Origin of the sequence: Acidipropionibacterium jensenii, from assembly GCF_005890135.1 — a bacterium.
In the GTDB taxonomy this organism is placed as follows: domain Bacteria; phylum Actinomycetota; class Actinomycetes; order Propionibacteriales; family Propionibacteriaceae; genus Acidipropionibacterium; species Acidipropionibacterium jensenii.
On record NZ_CP040635.1, the window covers coordinates 1521572 to 1534636 of the forward strand.

A 13065-nucleotide genomic window follows, 5' to 3' on the forward strand; every position below is an offset into this window, starting at 1 on the left:
GTCCCGCGTCCGTGCCCCTGCCGCCCGGTCCCCGGTGAGGAGACCAGGGGAGAAGGAGGAGTCTCCCAGCGGATCGGGGAGGGGGCGCCAGACCGCCTCGATCCGGGCTCAGAACCGGTCTGCACGGCGTCGTTGCGCGGCCGGCGAACGACGGGACTCAGGTCCTGTCAGGGGGCGTTACTAGACTGTCCAAGACAGCGGGTGTCCCTTCGGGGTCGCCCGGGTCCCGTCACAAGGAGACTTCATGTTCGAACGGTTCACAGACCGGGCACGTCGGGTCGTCGTCCTGGCCCAGGACGAGGCCAAGGCCCTGAACCACAATTACATCGGCACAGAGCACCTCCTGCTGGGTCTTATCAGCGAGGGGGAGGGAGTTGCCGCCAAGGCGCTCGAGTCCCTGGACATCTCGCTGGAGGCAGTCCGGGCCCAGGTGGAGGAGATCATCGGTCACGGCAATTCGACGCCGACCGGCCATATTCCTTTCACTCCTCGAGCCAAGAAGGTCCTGGAGCTGAGCCTGCGCGAGGCTCTCCAGATGAACCACTCGTACATCGGCACCGAGCACATCCTGCTCGGCCTGATCCGCGAGGGGGAGGGCGTTGCTGCCCAGGTGCTGATCCGCCTGGGGGCCGATCTCAACACGGTGCGCAACACCGTCCTGCAGCTGCTGCAGGGCTACCAGGGCACCGACAAGGAGGCGGCCACCGCCGGGGCTCCCGATGTGGGGCCGGCGGCCTCCTCGGGCACCGTCCTCGACCAGTTCGGCCGCAACCTCACCCAGGCTGCCAGCAATGGCGAGCTGGATCCGGTGATCGGCCGTGAGAAGGAGATCGAGCGGGTGATGACGGTGCTGAGCCGTCGCACCAAGAACAATCCCGTTCTCATCGGCGAGCCCGGAGTCGGCAAGTCGGCCTGCGTGGAGGGTCTGGCCCAGGCGATCGTGCGGGGCGACGTCCCCGAGACGCTGCGGGACAAGCAGATCTACAGCCTCGATCTCGGTTCCATGGTGGCGGGTTCCCGCTACCGCGGCGATTTCGAGGAGAGGATGAAGAAGGTCCTCAAGGAGATCAAGACCCGCGGTGACATCATTCTGTTCATCGACGAGATCCACACCCTGGTCGGTGCGGGTGCCGCCGAGGGAGCGATCGACGCCGCCAGCATCCTCAAGCCGATGCTGGCCCGCGGCGAGCTGCAGACGGTCGGTGCGACCACCCTCGACGAGTACCGCAAGCACATCGAGAAGGATGCCGCTCTGGAGCGCCGGTTCCAGCCGATCCAGGTTGCCGAGCCGTCGATCCCGCTGACGATCGAGATCCTCAAGGGACTGCGCGACAAGTACGAGGCGCACCACAAGATCACGATCACCGACGAGGCCATCTCCTCGGCGGCGAATCTGGCGGCCAGGTACGTCCAGGACCGCTTCCTGCCCGACAAGGCGATCGACCTGATCGACGAGGCGGGCGCCCGGATGCGGATCCGTCGGATGACCGCACCGCCGGACCTGCGTGAGGTGGACGACAAGATCGCCCAGGTGCGCATCGAGAAGGAGGCCGCGATCGACGCTCAGGACTTCGAGCGCGCCGCCGGCCTGCGGGACGACGAGAAGAAGCTGATCGTCGAGCGCGACCGCAAGGAGACCGAGTGGAAGAACGGTGACGACTCCGCCCCGGCGGTGGTCGGCGAGGAGGAGATCGCCGAGGTGCTCTCCAGCTCCACCGGCATCCCGGTCTTCAAGCTGACCGAGGAGGAGTCCACCAGGCTGCTCCACATGGAGGAGGAGATCGGCAAGCGGTACGTCGGCCAGGAGGAGGCCGTCAAGGCCCTGTGCCGGTCGATCCGTCGTACCCGCGCCGGCCTGAAGGATCCGAAGCGTCCGATGGGTTCGTTCATCTTCGCCGGGCCCTCCGGCGTCGGCAAGACCGAGCTCACCAAGGCGCTGACGGAGTTCCTGTTCGACGACGAGGATGCTCTCATCACCCTCGACATGTCGGAGTACTCCGAGAAGCACACGGCGTCGCGGATGTTCGGTTCCCCGCCAGGATTCGTCGGTTACGAGGAGGGTGGACAGCTCACCGAGAAGGTGCGCCGCAAGCCGTTCTCGGTGATTCTGTTCGACGAGATCGAGAAGGCCCACCCGGACATCTTCAACTCGCTGCTGCAGATCCTCGACGAGGGCCGGCTGACTGATGCCCAGGGCCGGGTGGTGGACTTCAAGAACACGGTCATCGTGCTCACCACCAACCTCGGTACCCGTGACATCTCCAAGTCGGTGAACCTCGGCTTCTCCAAGGCCGGGGACGAGGAGTCCAGCTACGAGAAGATGAAGTCCAAGGTGACCGAGGAGCTGAAGGGCCACTTCCGCCCCGAGTTCCTCAACCGGCTCGACGAGATCATCGTCTTCCACCAGCTGTCCCGCGAGGACATCCTGCGGATCGTCGACCTGATGATCGGCCAGCTGGAGGAGCGGATGGGCGACAAGGACATGAGCGTGGAGGTCACTCCCGCCGCCAAGTCCCTGCTCGCCGATCGGGGCTTCGACCCGTTGATGGGCGCCCGGCCGCTGCGCCGGACGATCCAGCGCGACGTCGAGGACCCGCTCGCCGAGAAGATCCTGTTCGGCGAGGTCAAGCCGGGTCAGATCGTCCTGGTCGACGTCGCGCCGGAGGGATCCGAGGAGCCGTTCACCTTCACCGGTACGGCCCGCGAGGAGCTCCCCGACGAGGTGCCCGCCGAGCTGGTCGGGGACTCGGGGACCTCTCCCTCGAAGAATGATCAGCCGGGCAACGACTGATCCGAGAGGTCCACACAACCGAATACCCGAGCCGGGCCCCCACCTGATGGTGGGGGCCCGGCTCGTGTGTGGCCTGCGCTGCCCCAAAGGTTGTGGCCGATAGAGTACTGCCGTGGCCAGAAATCCTCCCTGGAGTGCAGCTGAGAACGCGGTGACAGTGCAGGCATATCTCGACATGCTGGAACAGGAGCTCACCGGTCAGTCTTTCAACAAGAAGGAAATCAACCGCCGTGTGATGGCCGCGACTGGCAGGGCTCACAGATCGGTGGAGGACAAGTTCCAGAACATCTCGGCTGTGCTGCGCGACGACAGGTGCGTCTATGTCGATGGCTACGCGCCGCTGAGCAACTATCAGCAATCGTTGGCCGATGAAGTGAGAGCGCAGCTGGCACGCAGGCCTCAGCTCTTCTCAGAGATGGATGCGGCAGTTGATGCACCGGCGGCCGCTCGCCTCGAGATCTCGTGGAAACTCTCCGATCCGCCATATGGAGTCGACATTCAAGTCGGTCGACACGGATCCTCGGAGAAAGGATTCCACACCGACTATGTTGCTCGAGAAGCCGCCAACCGAAAGCTGGGACAGGCCGGCGAGATCGCGGTCTTGGAGCTGGAACGCGCCCGACTGCACAGCGCCGGCAGAAGCGATCTGGCCGACCGGATTCGCCATGTCAGCAAGGAAGAGGGAGACGGGCTCGGCTACGACATCCTTTCCTACAATCCGGCTGGAGGTCGACGACTCATCGAAGTGAAGACCACCCGCCGGTCGAAGTACTGGCCGATGGTCGTGAGCCGCAATGAGATCTCCGTGAGCGAGCGCGAAGCCGGGGAGTACGTGCTGTCGCGAGTCTTCGCATTCGCATCAAAGACGGTTGGCCTGTACGAACTCGACGGAGCAATCACCCAGACCTGCGTACTCGACCCACTGAACTACCTGGCCCTTCCCAAGGCCAGAGTCGCCTGAGGGTGAGACCCTCAGCAGTGCCGCCGCCGATCGGATCGCGGATGCTTCGGTCTTGTCGGCGAGGGGCGGTAGGTTTGCTGGCATGAGTCTTGCGCCCCTGATGAGCTGCGTCGGCGGAGTCTGGAACGATGGCCGTGTCCGGGGACGGGTGACCTGCCGATGATGACATTGGACTGGGTCGCCAAGCCCTTCGGAGCCGGCGATATCGCCGGTGACGGCACCAAGAAGCTGCTGGGGACCAGCGTCGCCACGCCCAGCCTGCTGCTGCGCGAGACCGCCCAGAACTCCTGGGACGCCCGCGCAGACGGCGTCATCCCCGAGTACCAGATGCGTTTCCGCACGCTGTCCCAGGACGCTCTGGAGGTGCTGCGCGACAGCGTCTTCGCCACCGCCAACCCCGCCTCCGAGCTGGCCTCGGCACTGGCCGGGGAGACCATCGAGGCCATCGAGATCCACGACCGCGGCACCTCGGGCCTGGGCGGACCCACCAACAACGACTCCCAGGTCGGCCAGGACGACTCCACCAACTACCGCGACTTCGTGCTCACCGTCGGCGCGCCCCGCGGCCGCTCCCTGGGCGGCGGCACCTACGGGTTCGGCAAGTCCGCGGCCTTCCGCGCCTCCAGCTGCGGCACGCTGGTGATCTGGACCCGCATCCAGACCGCCCCCGGACAGTTCGAGGAGCGGTTCATCGCCGCCGCCGTCACCTCCAGCTTCCTGATGGACGCCAAGCGCTACACCGGCCAGCAGTGGTGGGCGCTGCGCTCGTCCGACGGCCATCCCGCACAGGTCCAGCCGGTTCTGGGGGCCGACGCCCACGCCCTCGGCGAGGCGGTCTTCGAGCGGGGATTCGGTCCCACCGAGACCGGCACCTCCCTGCTGCTGCCCGCCCCGGTCTACGACGACGGCCGCCAGGCCTTCATCGCCGAGGCCTGCACCGCGGTCCCGGTCAACCTGTGGGCCAAGCGTCTGGCCGACCAGGCCGAACGGCGACAGATGACGATCAGCGTCGTCGTCGACGGCGAGTCGGTGCACATCCCCGAGGCCGCCGACTCCCGGGTGCTGGCCGCCAAGGAGGCCTGCCTGGAGGCGGTGCGAGCCGCCCAGGCGACCTCCGAGAACCCCGAGCCCGCGCACTCGTCGGCCGCCGACCTGGTGACCGTCGAGGAGATCTGGTGCCGCAACCCGAAGAAGCTGGTCGGTCACCTGGGGCTGGCCCCGTGCGCCGTGCCGCCGGGGGACCCCTTCAAGTCCGCCGAGAACCGCGTCACCCTGATGCGCAACTCCGCCGAACTGGTCGTGGAGGACCGCGAGTACCCCAACTACCGCAACATGATCGGTGAGTGGGTCGGCGTCTTCAAGCCGGTCCCCGAGATGGATGCCGACTTCTCGGCCGCCGAGCCGCCCACCCACGACTCCTGGAACCCCAGCGCTCTGGAACCCGCTCAGAAGCGGCTGGTCAACACCGGGCTGCGCCGCATCGGCGAGGAGGTGCGCACCTTCCTGGCGCCGGCCGACGCCGTGGAGGCCGAGCAGCCCGCCGAGGCCGCCAGTCAGCTCGCCTCGGCCCTGGGAGTCCTCGCCCGGCCCGTCTCGGCCTCCCGCAAGTCCGCCGGCAAGCGCAGGGGCGGCAAGGCCAAGGATGTCCGCGCCCGCACCTCGAAGGTCGAGGTGCTCGGCTACGAGCTGGTCCCGCCCTCCGAGCACGGAGACCCGACCATCGCGGTGACCCGGTTCACCCTGCACGCCCGCTCCGACGGCCAGTACGTGCAGGTGACCCCCACACTCGACATCGGGATCGACGGGCGTTCCTCGCTGGGCGACTCCGACGAGATCTACATCTCCGCGTGGCAGACCTCCGAGGGCACCCGCTACGACTACGACGGGATCCGGGTCCGGGCGGGGGAGACCTTCACCGCCGACGTGAGCTATCCCGACGGGGTCGCCATCGACTGCAGTTTCCTGGGAGAGGACGCCTGATGAGAGTTCAGCCATTCCGGGCGGTGAGCCCGGCCGCGGTGAGCTGCTCGGTGCCCGCCCTGCTGCTCGACGGCCAGCGCACCGGACCCGACGAGAGACCGGTCGACTGGACCTACATCTCCGACTTCGCCATCACCGGCCAGATGTCCATCGACGCCGCTCGGGTGGCCGCCGAGAGCGGCCTGAGCGCCGACGACGGGATGGCCCGGCTGCTCGCCGTGCTGCGGGTCGACTGCCCCTCCACCGGACGCCGATTCCTGTGGGCGGCCCCCATCGGACCCGACCACCCCGCCGCCGAGATCACCGTCAAGGTCCCCGGCGGCACCGCCGCCCAGGACCTCGAGGTGCGCTACGAACTGGTCCTCGACGGACCCGACGGGATCGCCCCCGACAACCGCGCCGCCTACCTCAAGGGCAGCCGGCTGTTCACCGGCGAGGAGCCCTTCCGGTTCACCCTCGAGGGGGACGACGCCGTCTTCCCCGTCGAGGCCGTCCGGTTCCGCGGCGGGGAGTTCCCCCGCGACGCCGCCTGGCTGGTGAAGTTCTCCGCCGACGATCTCAACGCCCCCTTCCTCGGGTCGGTGAGGCTCTTCGTCAACAAGGACCACCCGGCCGCCGAGGCCCTGCTGGGAGCCGACAACAGCATCGCCCAGCCGATCATCATCCGCGACATCCTCACCCAGATGCTCGTCTCGGTGGCACTGACCGCCGGCGACGAGGCACTCGACGAGTTCGACGAGGGCAGCACCGGCGCCTGCCTGGAGGAGCTGTGCGCCAGCTACCTCGACACCACCCTGCGCGGGGCCGTCGACGTGCTGACCAGAGATCCCGGAAGCCTCCTGGCGCTGCTGCAGGCCGGGACCGGATTCCTCAAGGAGTTGAAGTGAGTTCCGTCGTCATCCCCCGGCTGCGCGCCGGGGAGGCCATCCAGCTGCTCGCCGATCACGCCCGCCGACTCGGCGAGGGCACCACCGCCGACTACCTGGTCGACACCAGCCGGATCTCCACCGACGATCCCGGTGCCGGACCGCTGCCCGACTCCCAGCAGGTCGACGCCTGGCGGGAGGCCATCGTGGCCCGCCTCACCGGCTTCGACCTGCACACCAAGGAGGGTCGCGACGGCTACGGCATGGAGCTCGGCCGGGCGATCGCCGAGGTGATCGACCCGATCGGCTCCGACGCCTCCCACGACGGCGTGTGGTCCTACCTGTCCCTGCGGGTGCTGCCGGACGTCGTCCTCGCCCGATGGCCCGGGGAGACCATCGTGGGGGAGCTCAGGCTTCCCGCCGACCGGTGGATCGGCGCCCAGAGCGGCAACCAGGACCGCAGCTACCTCAAGCAGTCCTGGCGGCGCTGGCAGATCCTCGGACCGGTGATGGTCGACGCCGACCCGCTGTTCGGCGAGGCCGAGTTCGCCGCCATGCTGGGCCGGCCCTCACTGGCCCGCGACCAGCGTCTGATCCGCCAGGCGGCCACCGCGATCCTCAGCTACGGTGCCGGCCAGCCCGGCGGACGCTCCGAGTTCGCCCGCAAGTTCATGGCGCTGATCGCCGCCCGCACCGGATCGATGCTGCTGGACATTCTCAGCGACGAGGAGCTGCGCGACTTCGTCGAGGAGGAGGCCTCCAGCATCGTGCGGTCCCGGGCCCGTCGAGGAGTCTGACCGCCCGGGCCCCACCGCCCGGGTCGCCGATCCCGGTCAGCCGCGCTCCCAGTCCTCGACCGGACCGGGCACCGGCTGGAACAGCGGATGGGGACTCGGCTCGTCGTGCTCCCAGCGAGCCGCGTCCTGGGGGCTGCGCTGGGCCAGCTTGGCCCCCAGATGGCGCCACTCGAGGTCGAGCTGACCGGTGGTGACCGGGATGAGCGGTGGCGGCGTCTGTCCGCAGGGCCGCAGGATCAGCGTCGTGTTGAAGTGGTAGCCCCGCGCGGTGGCCTCCCGGCCGAGGCCCTCCAGGTAGCAGCCGACCGCGGCCAGCGGATCGGTCTGGGCGCGGAACCGGTTGAGCTGGGGATGGTTGCGGTACCCCTTGGTGCGGCCGGCCAGGACCGCCTGGGCCAGCAGACTCTCCCGCCAGCAGGCGACCAGCCCCATCCGGTCCAGATGGCGCGGGTTCAGAGACCAGAGTCTCATCGGATCTCCTTTCCCCAGTGGGACGGCCACCAGATCGGCCGGCCGATGTCGTAGCAGAGCGCCGGCAGCAGCACCGCCCGCACCAGGAAGGTGTCGACGAGCACCCCGAAGGCCACGATGAAGGCGATCTGGACCAGGAAGAGGATCGGGATCACCGACAGCGCCGCGAATGTCGCCGCCAGCACCAGCCCCGCCGAGGTGATCACCCCGCCGGTGACCTGAAGCCCCCGGATGATCCCGGGCCGGGTGCCGTGGGCGCCGGACTCCTCGCGCACCCGGGTCATCAGGAAGATGTTGTAGTCGATCCCCAGCGCGATCAGGAAGACGAAGCCGAACAGCGGCACCGCCGGATCGGCCCCCGGCAGGTCCAGGACGGTGTTGAAGACCACCGCCGCCACCCCCATCGTCGCCCCGAAGGACAGCACGGTGGTGCCCAGCAGGACCAGCGGGGCGACCACCGCCCGCAGCAGCACCATGAGAATCACCAGGATCACCGCCAGCACCAGCGGGATGATGAGATTGCGGTCGCGCAGCGAGGTGTCGTTGGTGTCGATGGCGGTGGCCGTCACCCCGCCCACCAGAGCGGTGGCGCCGCCGCGGTCCAGCTCGGAGCGCAGATCGCGGACGGTCTGCTCGGCGGCATCGGAGTCGGCCGCATCGGCCAGGGTCGCCTGGAGGAGCACCTGGCCGTCGACCACCCGAGGCTCGGGCGCGGGGGTGCCCGGGCCGCCGAACCCGCCGATCCCCGACCGGGTCACCGGTGCGGTGCCCGCCGGGGTGTCGGCCGAGACGGCGACACTCTGCACCCCCGAACTCGCCAGCAGGACGTCGGCGACCTTCTGCAGGTCCGCCGAGCTGGTGACGACGAAGGCGGGACTGCCGGAGCCGCCGGGGAAGTGCTCGGCCAGGGCGCGCTGTCCGTCGCGGGCCTGGGAGGAGCCGAGCACCAGGTCGGACTGGGGCACCCCCTGGGCGCGCAGCTGGGTGATCCCCAGGGTGCACACCGCCAGGATCACGCAGGCCACCACCCACACCGTGCGCGGCCGCGTCGACAGCGCCCGTCCCGCCCGCGCCCACAGCCCGGTGGGGGAGACCTCGCCGGAGGCCTGCGGGTCGAAGTGCGGGACCCTGGGCCAGAAGGCGGCCCGTCCCATCAGCAGCAGCATCGCCGGGAGGAAGGTCAGCGCCGCCAGCATCGCGAAGACGATGCCGATGGAGGTCACCGGCCCCAGGGTGCTGTTGGACTTCAGCTCGCTGAGCATCAGGCACAGCAGTCCGGCGATGACCGTCCCGCCGGAGGCGACGATCGGCCTGACGGACCCCTTGAGGGCATCGACGGTGGCGGTCCACCGGTCCCTCTCGGCAATCAGCGCCTCCCGGTACCGGGCGACGTAGAGCAGGGCGTAGTCGGTGGCCGCCCCGATCACCAGGATGAACAGGATCCCCTGGGTCTGCCCGCTCAGCAGCAGCACCCCGGCCCGCGCCAGGTGCCAGACCACCAGCAGGGCCACCGTCAGCGCGGAGACTCCGGTCAGCAGCACCACGACGGGCAGCAGCAGGGACCGGTAGACGATCAGCAGGATCACCAGGACGGCCGCCAGGGCCACTCCCAGCAGCAGGGTGTCGATCCCCGAGAAGGCCTCCAGGAGATCCGCGGTGAATCCCGCCGGTCCGGTGACGAAGACCTCGATCCCCTCCGGTGCGGTCCTCTCGAGGGTGTCCCTGACCCGGTCGACCGCCTCGCCGACGTCGGCGTCCCGGTCGATCGGGACGAAGGCCTGGATGGCTCGGCCGTCCTTGGAGGGAATGGCCGGGGAGCCCTGGCCGGTCACTCCCTGGACCGAGGCCAGCCCCTGGACCGCCTTCTGCAGGGCGCCGGTCTGGCTGCGGGTCAGCGGCGAGCCGCTGGTCATCACGACCACCGCGGGGATCGCCGAGGAGTCGTTGAACTCCCCGATCAGCTCCTGGACCCGGGTCGCATCGGCCGATCGCGGAAGGTAGGCGGTGGCGTCGTTGGAGGAGACCTCGTCGACCCGACCGAAGTAGGGTCCGCCGACCCCCGCCCCGGCCAGCCAGATGAGGATGAGCAGGGCGGGCACCAGCACCCTCAGCCAGCTGCGCGGAGTCCTGGAGGCGCTCCGGTGGCCGGAGGGGTCGTTGTCCATGCGGTCATAATAGGCGCGCCGTCGCCCACCCCGCGAGGCTGCGACACACCCGTCCGCTCCCGGCGATCATGAGACGGGCCGGGGACGGCTTCCTACACTTGGCCCATGCGCATCGCTATCGGAGGCTTCGCCGGACTGCTGGGCAGCGCCCTGGTCACGGAGCTGCGTCGACAGGGCCACGAGGTCGTGACCCTCACCCGTCACGAGCCCATCGAGGCCAGCGACAGACGGTGGGACCTCGACACCCTGTCCATCGCCCCGCCCTTCCTGGACGACGTCGACGCCGTCATCAACCTGGCCGGCGAACCCATCGCCCAGGGACGCTGGACCGAGGACCGCAAGCAGCGCATCCTCTACTCCCGCCTGGACACCACCCGGATCGTCACCCGGGCGCTGGAGAGTTCGAAGCGGTGCAAGATCTTCCTCAACGGATCGGCCGTCGGCTACTACGGCCCGCGCGGCGACGAGTGGGTCTGCGAGCATGACGGCGCCGGCGACGGATTCCTCGCCGGAGTCTGCCGGCAGTGGGAGGCCGCGGCCTCCGAGGCCCCCGACGACGTCCGCGTCGTGATGCTGCGCACCGGCCAGGTGATCGCCCCCCAGGGCGGATTCCTGGCCAAGCAGCGGCCCATGGTGCGGCTGGGGCTGGCCGGCAGGATGGGCTCGGGGCGGCAGTACCTGTCGTGGATCAGCCTGCGCGACCACATCCGGGTGATGATCGCGGCCCTCACCAACCCCGAGATCGTCGGGCCGATCAACCTGGTGGCCCCGATCCCGGTGACCAATGCCGAGTTCATCGCCACCTACTCCGAGTACCTGCACCGCCCCCACATGCTGCCGCTGCCCACCTCGGCGGTCCGGATGATCTTCGGCTCCGAGCTTGTCGACGAGGCGCTGCTCGCCGGCCAGCGGGTCCGCGGCGAGGTGCTCGGCCGGATCGGGTTCGAGTTCGACGACCCCAGCCTCGCCCGGGCGATCGCCACCGCCGAGCGGGGCAGGCGGTGAGCCGGCAGAACACTCGCCCGGTCCCGGTGGTCACCTGGACCCTCATCGGCATCTGCGTGCTGGTGTGGGCGGTCGAGCTCACGGTGCCGGGATTCATCGACGACATCGCGCTGTCGGCCGCGGCCGGGCGCGAGGAGCCGTGGCGGTTCCTCACCTCGGCCTTCGCCCACGCCGAGAACATCACCCACATCGGGTTCAACATGTGGGCGCTGTGGGCGGTGGGTCGCAGCCTCGAGGGATTCCTGGGGCGGGCCCGCTACATCGCCAGCTATCTGCTGTCGGCCCTGGCCGGCAGCACCCTGTTCGTGGTGATGGCCTCGCCGGTACCGAACGGGACGGCGATCGTGCCGGGCTGGTACGACGGCCTGGTCGGCGCCTCGGGGGCGATCTTCGGGCTGTTCGGCACCCTGCTGGTGGTGCAGCGGCGACTCGGCGGGTCGACCAGGCCGCTGTGGATCGTGCTGGGGCTCAACGTGGCGCTGGTCTTCTTCATCCCCGACATCGCCTGGCAGGCCCACGTCGGAGGATTCCTGGCGGGCCTGGTGACCGGCGTGGTGTTCTTCGAGGACACCGAGCGGGTGCGCCGCGGACACCGGCCGATGACCTGGTGGGCGCTGGCCGGACTGCTGGCGGTGATGGTGATCCTGGTGGTTCTGAAGTACCTCATCACCCCGGTGCCTGGCTGAGCCCCGGATCCGGCAGGTCGGCGGGTGCGCCCCGCTGAAGGTGAGGGGCTGAGCCCCGGATCCGACAGGTCGGCGGGTCCGCCCCGCTGACGGTGAGGGGCTGAGCTCAGCCCACCACGATGTCGGCCAGGGTCCGGGGGCGGTGCCGCAGCCAGTGGAGCTCCTCCTGGACGGCCCACATCTGCCAGTAGGGGGCGAACATCTCGCCGTCGCGGTCCAGAGCCCGTCGTCTGCGGGTCCGCGGGTCCGCCTCGCACCAGATGCGGGTGGTGGCCATCGCCGCCGAGACCGGGGTGAGGGCCCCGCAGCACTCGACGAGGATCGCCGCCCGGGGGTCCAGCTCGCGCCGGTCGCCGGGGGCCTTCGCGGCCCAGTCCCACGGTCGGTACCCGGCGTCGTGGTCGGCCAGGATCTTCTCGGGGACCATCCGCCACGCCGCCGACAGGCCGGCCCAACCCGGGTAGAAGTCGTCGTGGACCAGCTGCCAGGGCGCTCCCGGCCGCCGGTCCAGGATGCCGACCAGGGCCTCGGCGAGGGTGGACTTGCCCGATCCCGAGCCGCCGTCGATCAGGACCACCGGTCGTCGTCCGGCGCCGTCGGCCGCAATCCGATCGACGATGGGGTCGGCCTCGCCAGGGGAGAAGGTCTCGGCCGGCCCGTGTGGGGAGCGCGCTGGTGGGCGGTCGGCAGCCTGGTGAGGTCTCACGGGGCACCATCATCCTCCGGTGGGTGGGAGGAACTGTGGACCCGCATCGGAATCCGGGGCACAGGTGCACTGGACCGTTCCCGGTTTGGTGTGCGATCTTCGGGTGAGTTCGCCGGGGGATCGAACACGAATGGGCGTGGTGTGGGGCCGTGGGGCCGATGTCGGGCCTGGTGTGGGGTTGTGGGGTCGATGTCGGGCCTGGTGTGGGGGTTTCTGTTCGATCTTGGGTTGAACTCACCGGAAGATCGAACACCAACGGGCCTGTGTGGGGGTTGTGGGTCTGGTGTCGGGCCTGGCCCGGGTTTGTGTTCGATCTTGGGTTGAACTCACCGGAAGATCGAACACGAATGGGCCTGGGTGGTGTCGTCCCCCGGCCTGGGTGGGGTCGTCCCCCGGGTCTGGCGGCGTCGTGTCGGACGTCAGCAGGCCCCTGGCGGACGGACTGATAGAGTCTTCGGCGTCGACAGGGGAGCACGCAATCGTGCTGAGAGTGCCGAGAAGGCAGACCCTCGAACCTGATCCGGACCCGCACCAGCGGGATCAACCCGGCGTAGGGAGTCGAGAATCTCTCCAGGCTCTTTCGTCAGGGCCAGCCGCCCGGACGCGAGCGCCGGGCCCCTCCATGAGGAGGAGAAGG

10 protein-coding genes and 1 riboswitch are annotated in these 13065 nt (G+C 69.3%); of the genes, 7 read left to right on the top strand and 3 right to left on the bottom strand.

Translation table 11 applies throughout. The features are described 5' to 3' along the window. The first annotated feature begins 244 nt into the window (after positions 1 to 244). The 5 genes from FEZ32_RS06665 to FEZ32_RS06685 all read left to right on the top strand — a co-directional run bounded on the left by FEZ32_RS06665 (position 245) and on the right by FEZ32_RS06685 (position 7395). Positions 245 to 2791 carry an ATP-dependent Clp protease ATP-binding subunit gene (locus FEZ32_RS06665; protein ID WP_138680271.1) on the top strand — a complete coding sequence of 849 codons (2547 nt, stop codon included), beginning with the start codon at positions 245 to 247 and terminating at the stop codon, positions 2789 to 2791. Between the two features lie 112 nt (positions 2792 to 2903). Continuing rightward, positions 2904 to 3752 (top strand): protein NO VEIN domain-containing protein, encoded by an 849-nt coding sequence (locus tag FEZ32_RS06670; RefSeq protein ID WP_138680272.1) that lies wholly within the window; start codon positions 2904 to 2906, stop codon positions 3750 to 3752. A gap of 159 nt (positions 3753 to 3911) precedes the next feature. Beyond that, a complete protein-coding gene (locus FEZ32_RS06675; protein WP_138680273.1) occupies positions 3912 to 5732 on the top strand; it encodes a hypothetical protein in 1821 nt (606 codons plus the stop codon). Continuing rightward, complete coding sequence (locus tag FEZ32_RS06680) at positions 5732 to 6619, top strand: hypothetical protein (RefSeq protein ID WP_138680274.1); 888 nt, start codon at positions 5732 to 5734, stop codon at positions 6617 to 6619. Before FEZ32_RS06675 ends, FEZ32_RS06680 begins: the two co-directional genes overlap by 1 nt. Further along, complete coding sequence (locus FEZ32_RS06685) at positions 6616 to 7395, top strand: DUF6339 family protein (protein ID WP_028702173.1); 780 nt, start codon at positions 6616 to 6618, stop codon at positions 7393 to 7395. Before FEZ32_RS06680 ends, FEZ32_RS06685 begins: the two co-directional genes overlap by 4 nt. A gap of 36 nt (positions 7396 to 7431) precedes the next feature. Here FEZ32_RS06685 and FEZ32_RS06690 read toward each other — a convergent pair whose 3' ends face one another. Both FEZ32_RS06690 and FEZ32_RS06695 read right to left on the bottom strand, forming a co-directional pair. Then, on the bottom strand, positions 7432 to 7866 hold the full coding sequence (locus tag FEZ32_RS06690) for a pyrimidine dimer DNA glycosylase/endonuclease V (RefSeq protein ID WP_097798305.1): 435 nt from the start codon (positions 7864 to 7866) through the stop codon (positions 7432 to 7434). Continuing rightward, positions 7863 to 10031 (bottom strand): MMPL family transporter, encoded by a 2169-nt coding sequence (locus FEZ32_RS06695; protein ID WP_138680275.1) that lies wholly within the window; start codon positions 10029 to 10031, stop codon positions 7863 to 7865. Before FEZ32_RS06695 ends, FEZ32_RS06690 begins: the two co-directional genes overlap by 4 nt. A 105-nt stretch (positions 10032 to 10136) precedes the next feature. On the opposite strand from FEZ32_RS06695, the gene FEZ32_RS06700 reads away from it, so the two are divergent. Together FEZ32_RS06700 and FEZ32_RS06705 are read left to right on the top strand one after the other, a co-directional pair. After that, positions 10137 to 11036 (top strand): TIGR01777 family oxidoreductase, encoded by a 900-nt coding sequence (locus tag FEZ32_RS06700; protein ID WP_138680276.1) that lies wholly within the window; start codon positions 10137 to 10139, stop codon positions 11034 to 11036. Further along, on the top strand, positions 11033 to 11722 hold the full coding sequence (locus tag FEZ32_RS06705) for a rhomboid family intramembrane serine protease (RefSeq protein ID WP_097798308.1): 690 nt from the start codon (positions 11033 to 11035) through the stop codon (positions 11720 to 11722). Before FEZ32_RS06700 ends, FEZ32_RS06705 begins: the two co-directional genes overlap by 4 nt. A 106-nt stretch (positions 11723 to 11828) precedes the next feature. On the opposite strand, the gene FEZ32_RS06710 is transcribed toward FEZ32_RS06705, so the two are convergent. Continuing rightward, complete coding sequence (locus FEZ32_RS06710) at positions 11829 to 12428, bottom strand: nucleoside/nucleotide kinase family protein (protein WP_232020914.1); 600 nt, start codon at positions 12426 to 12428, stop codon at positions 11829 to 11831. A 455-nt stretch (positions 12429 to 12883) separates the two neighbouring features. Then, positions 12884 to 13002: riboswitch (TPP riboswitch) on the top strand. Positions 13003 to 13065: the final 63 nt, after the last annotated feature.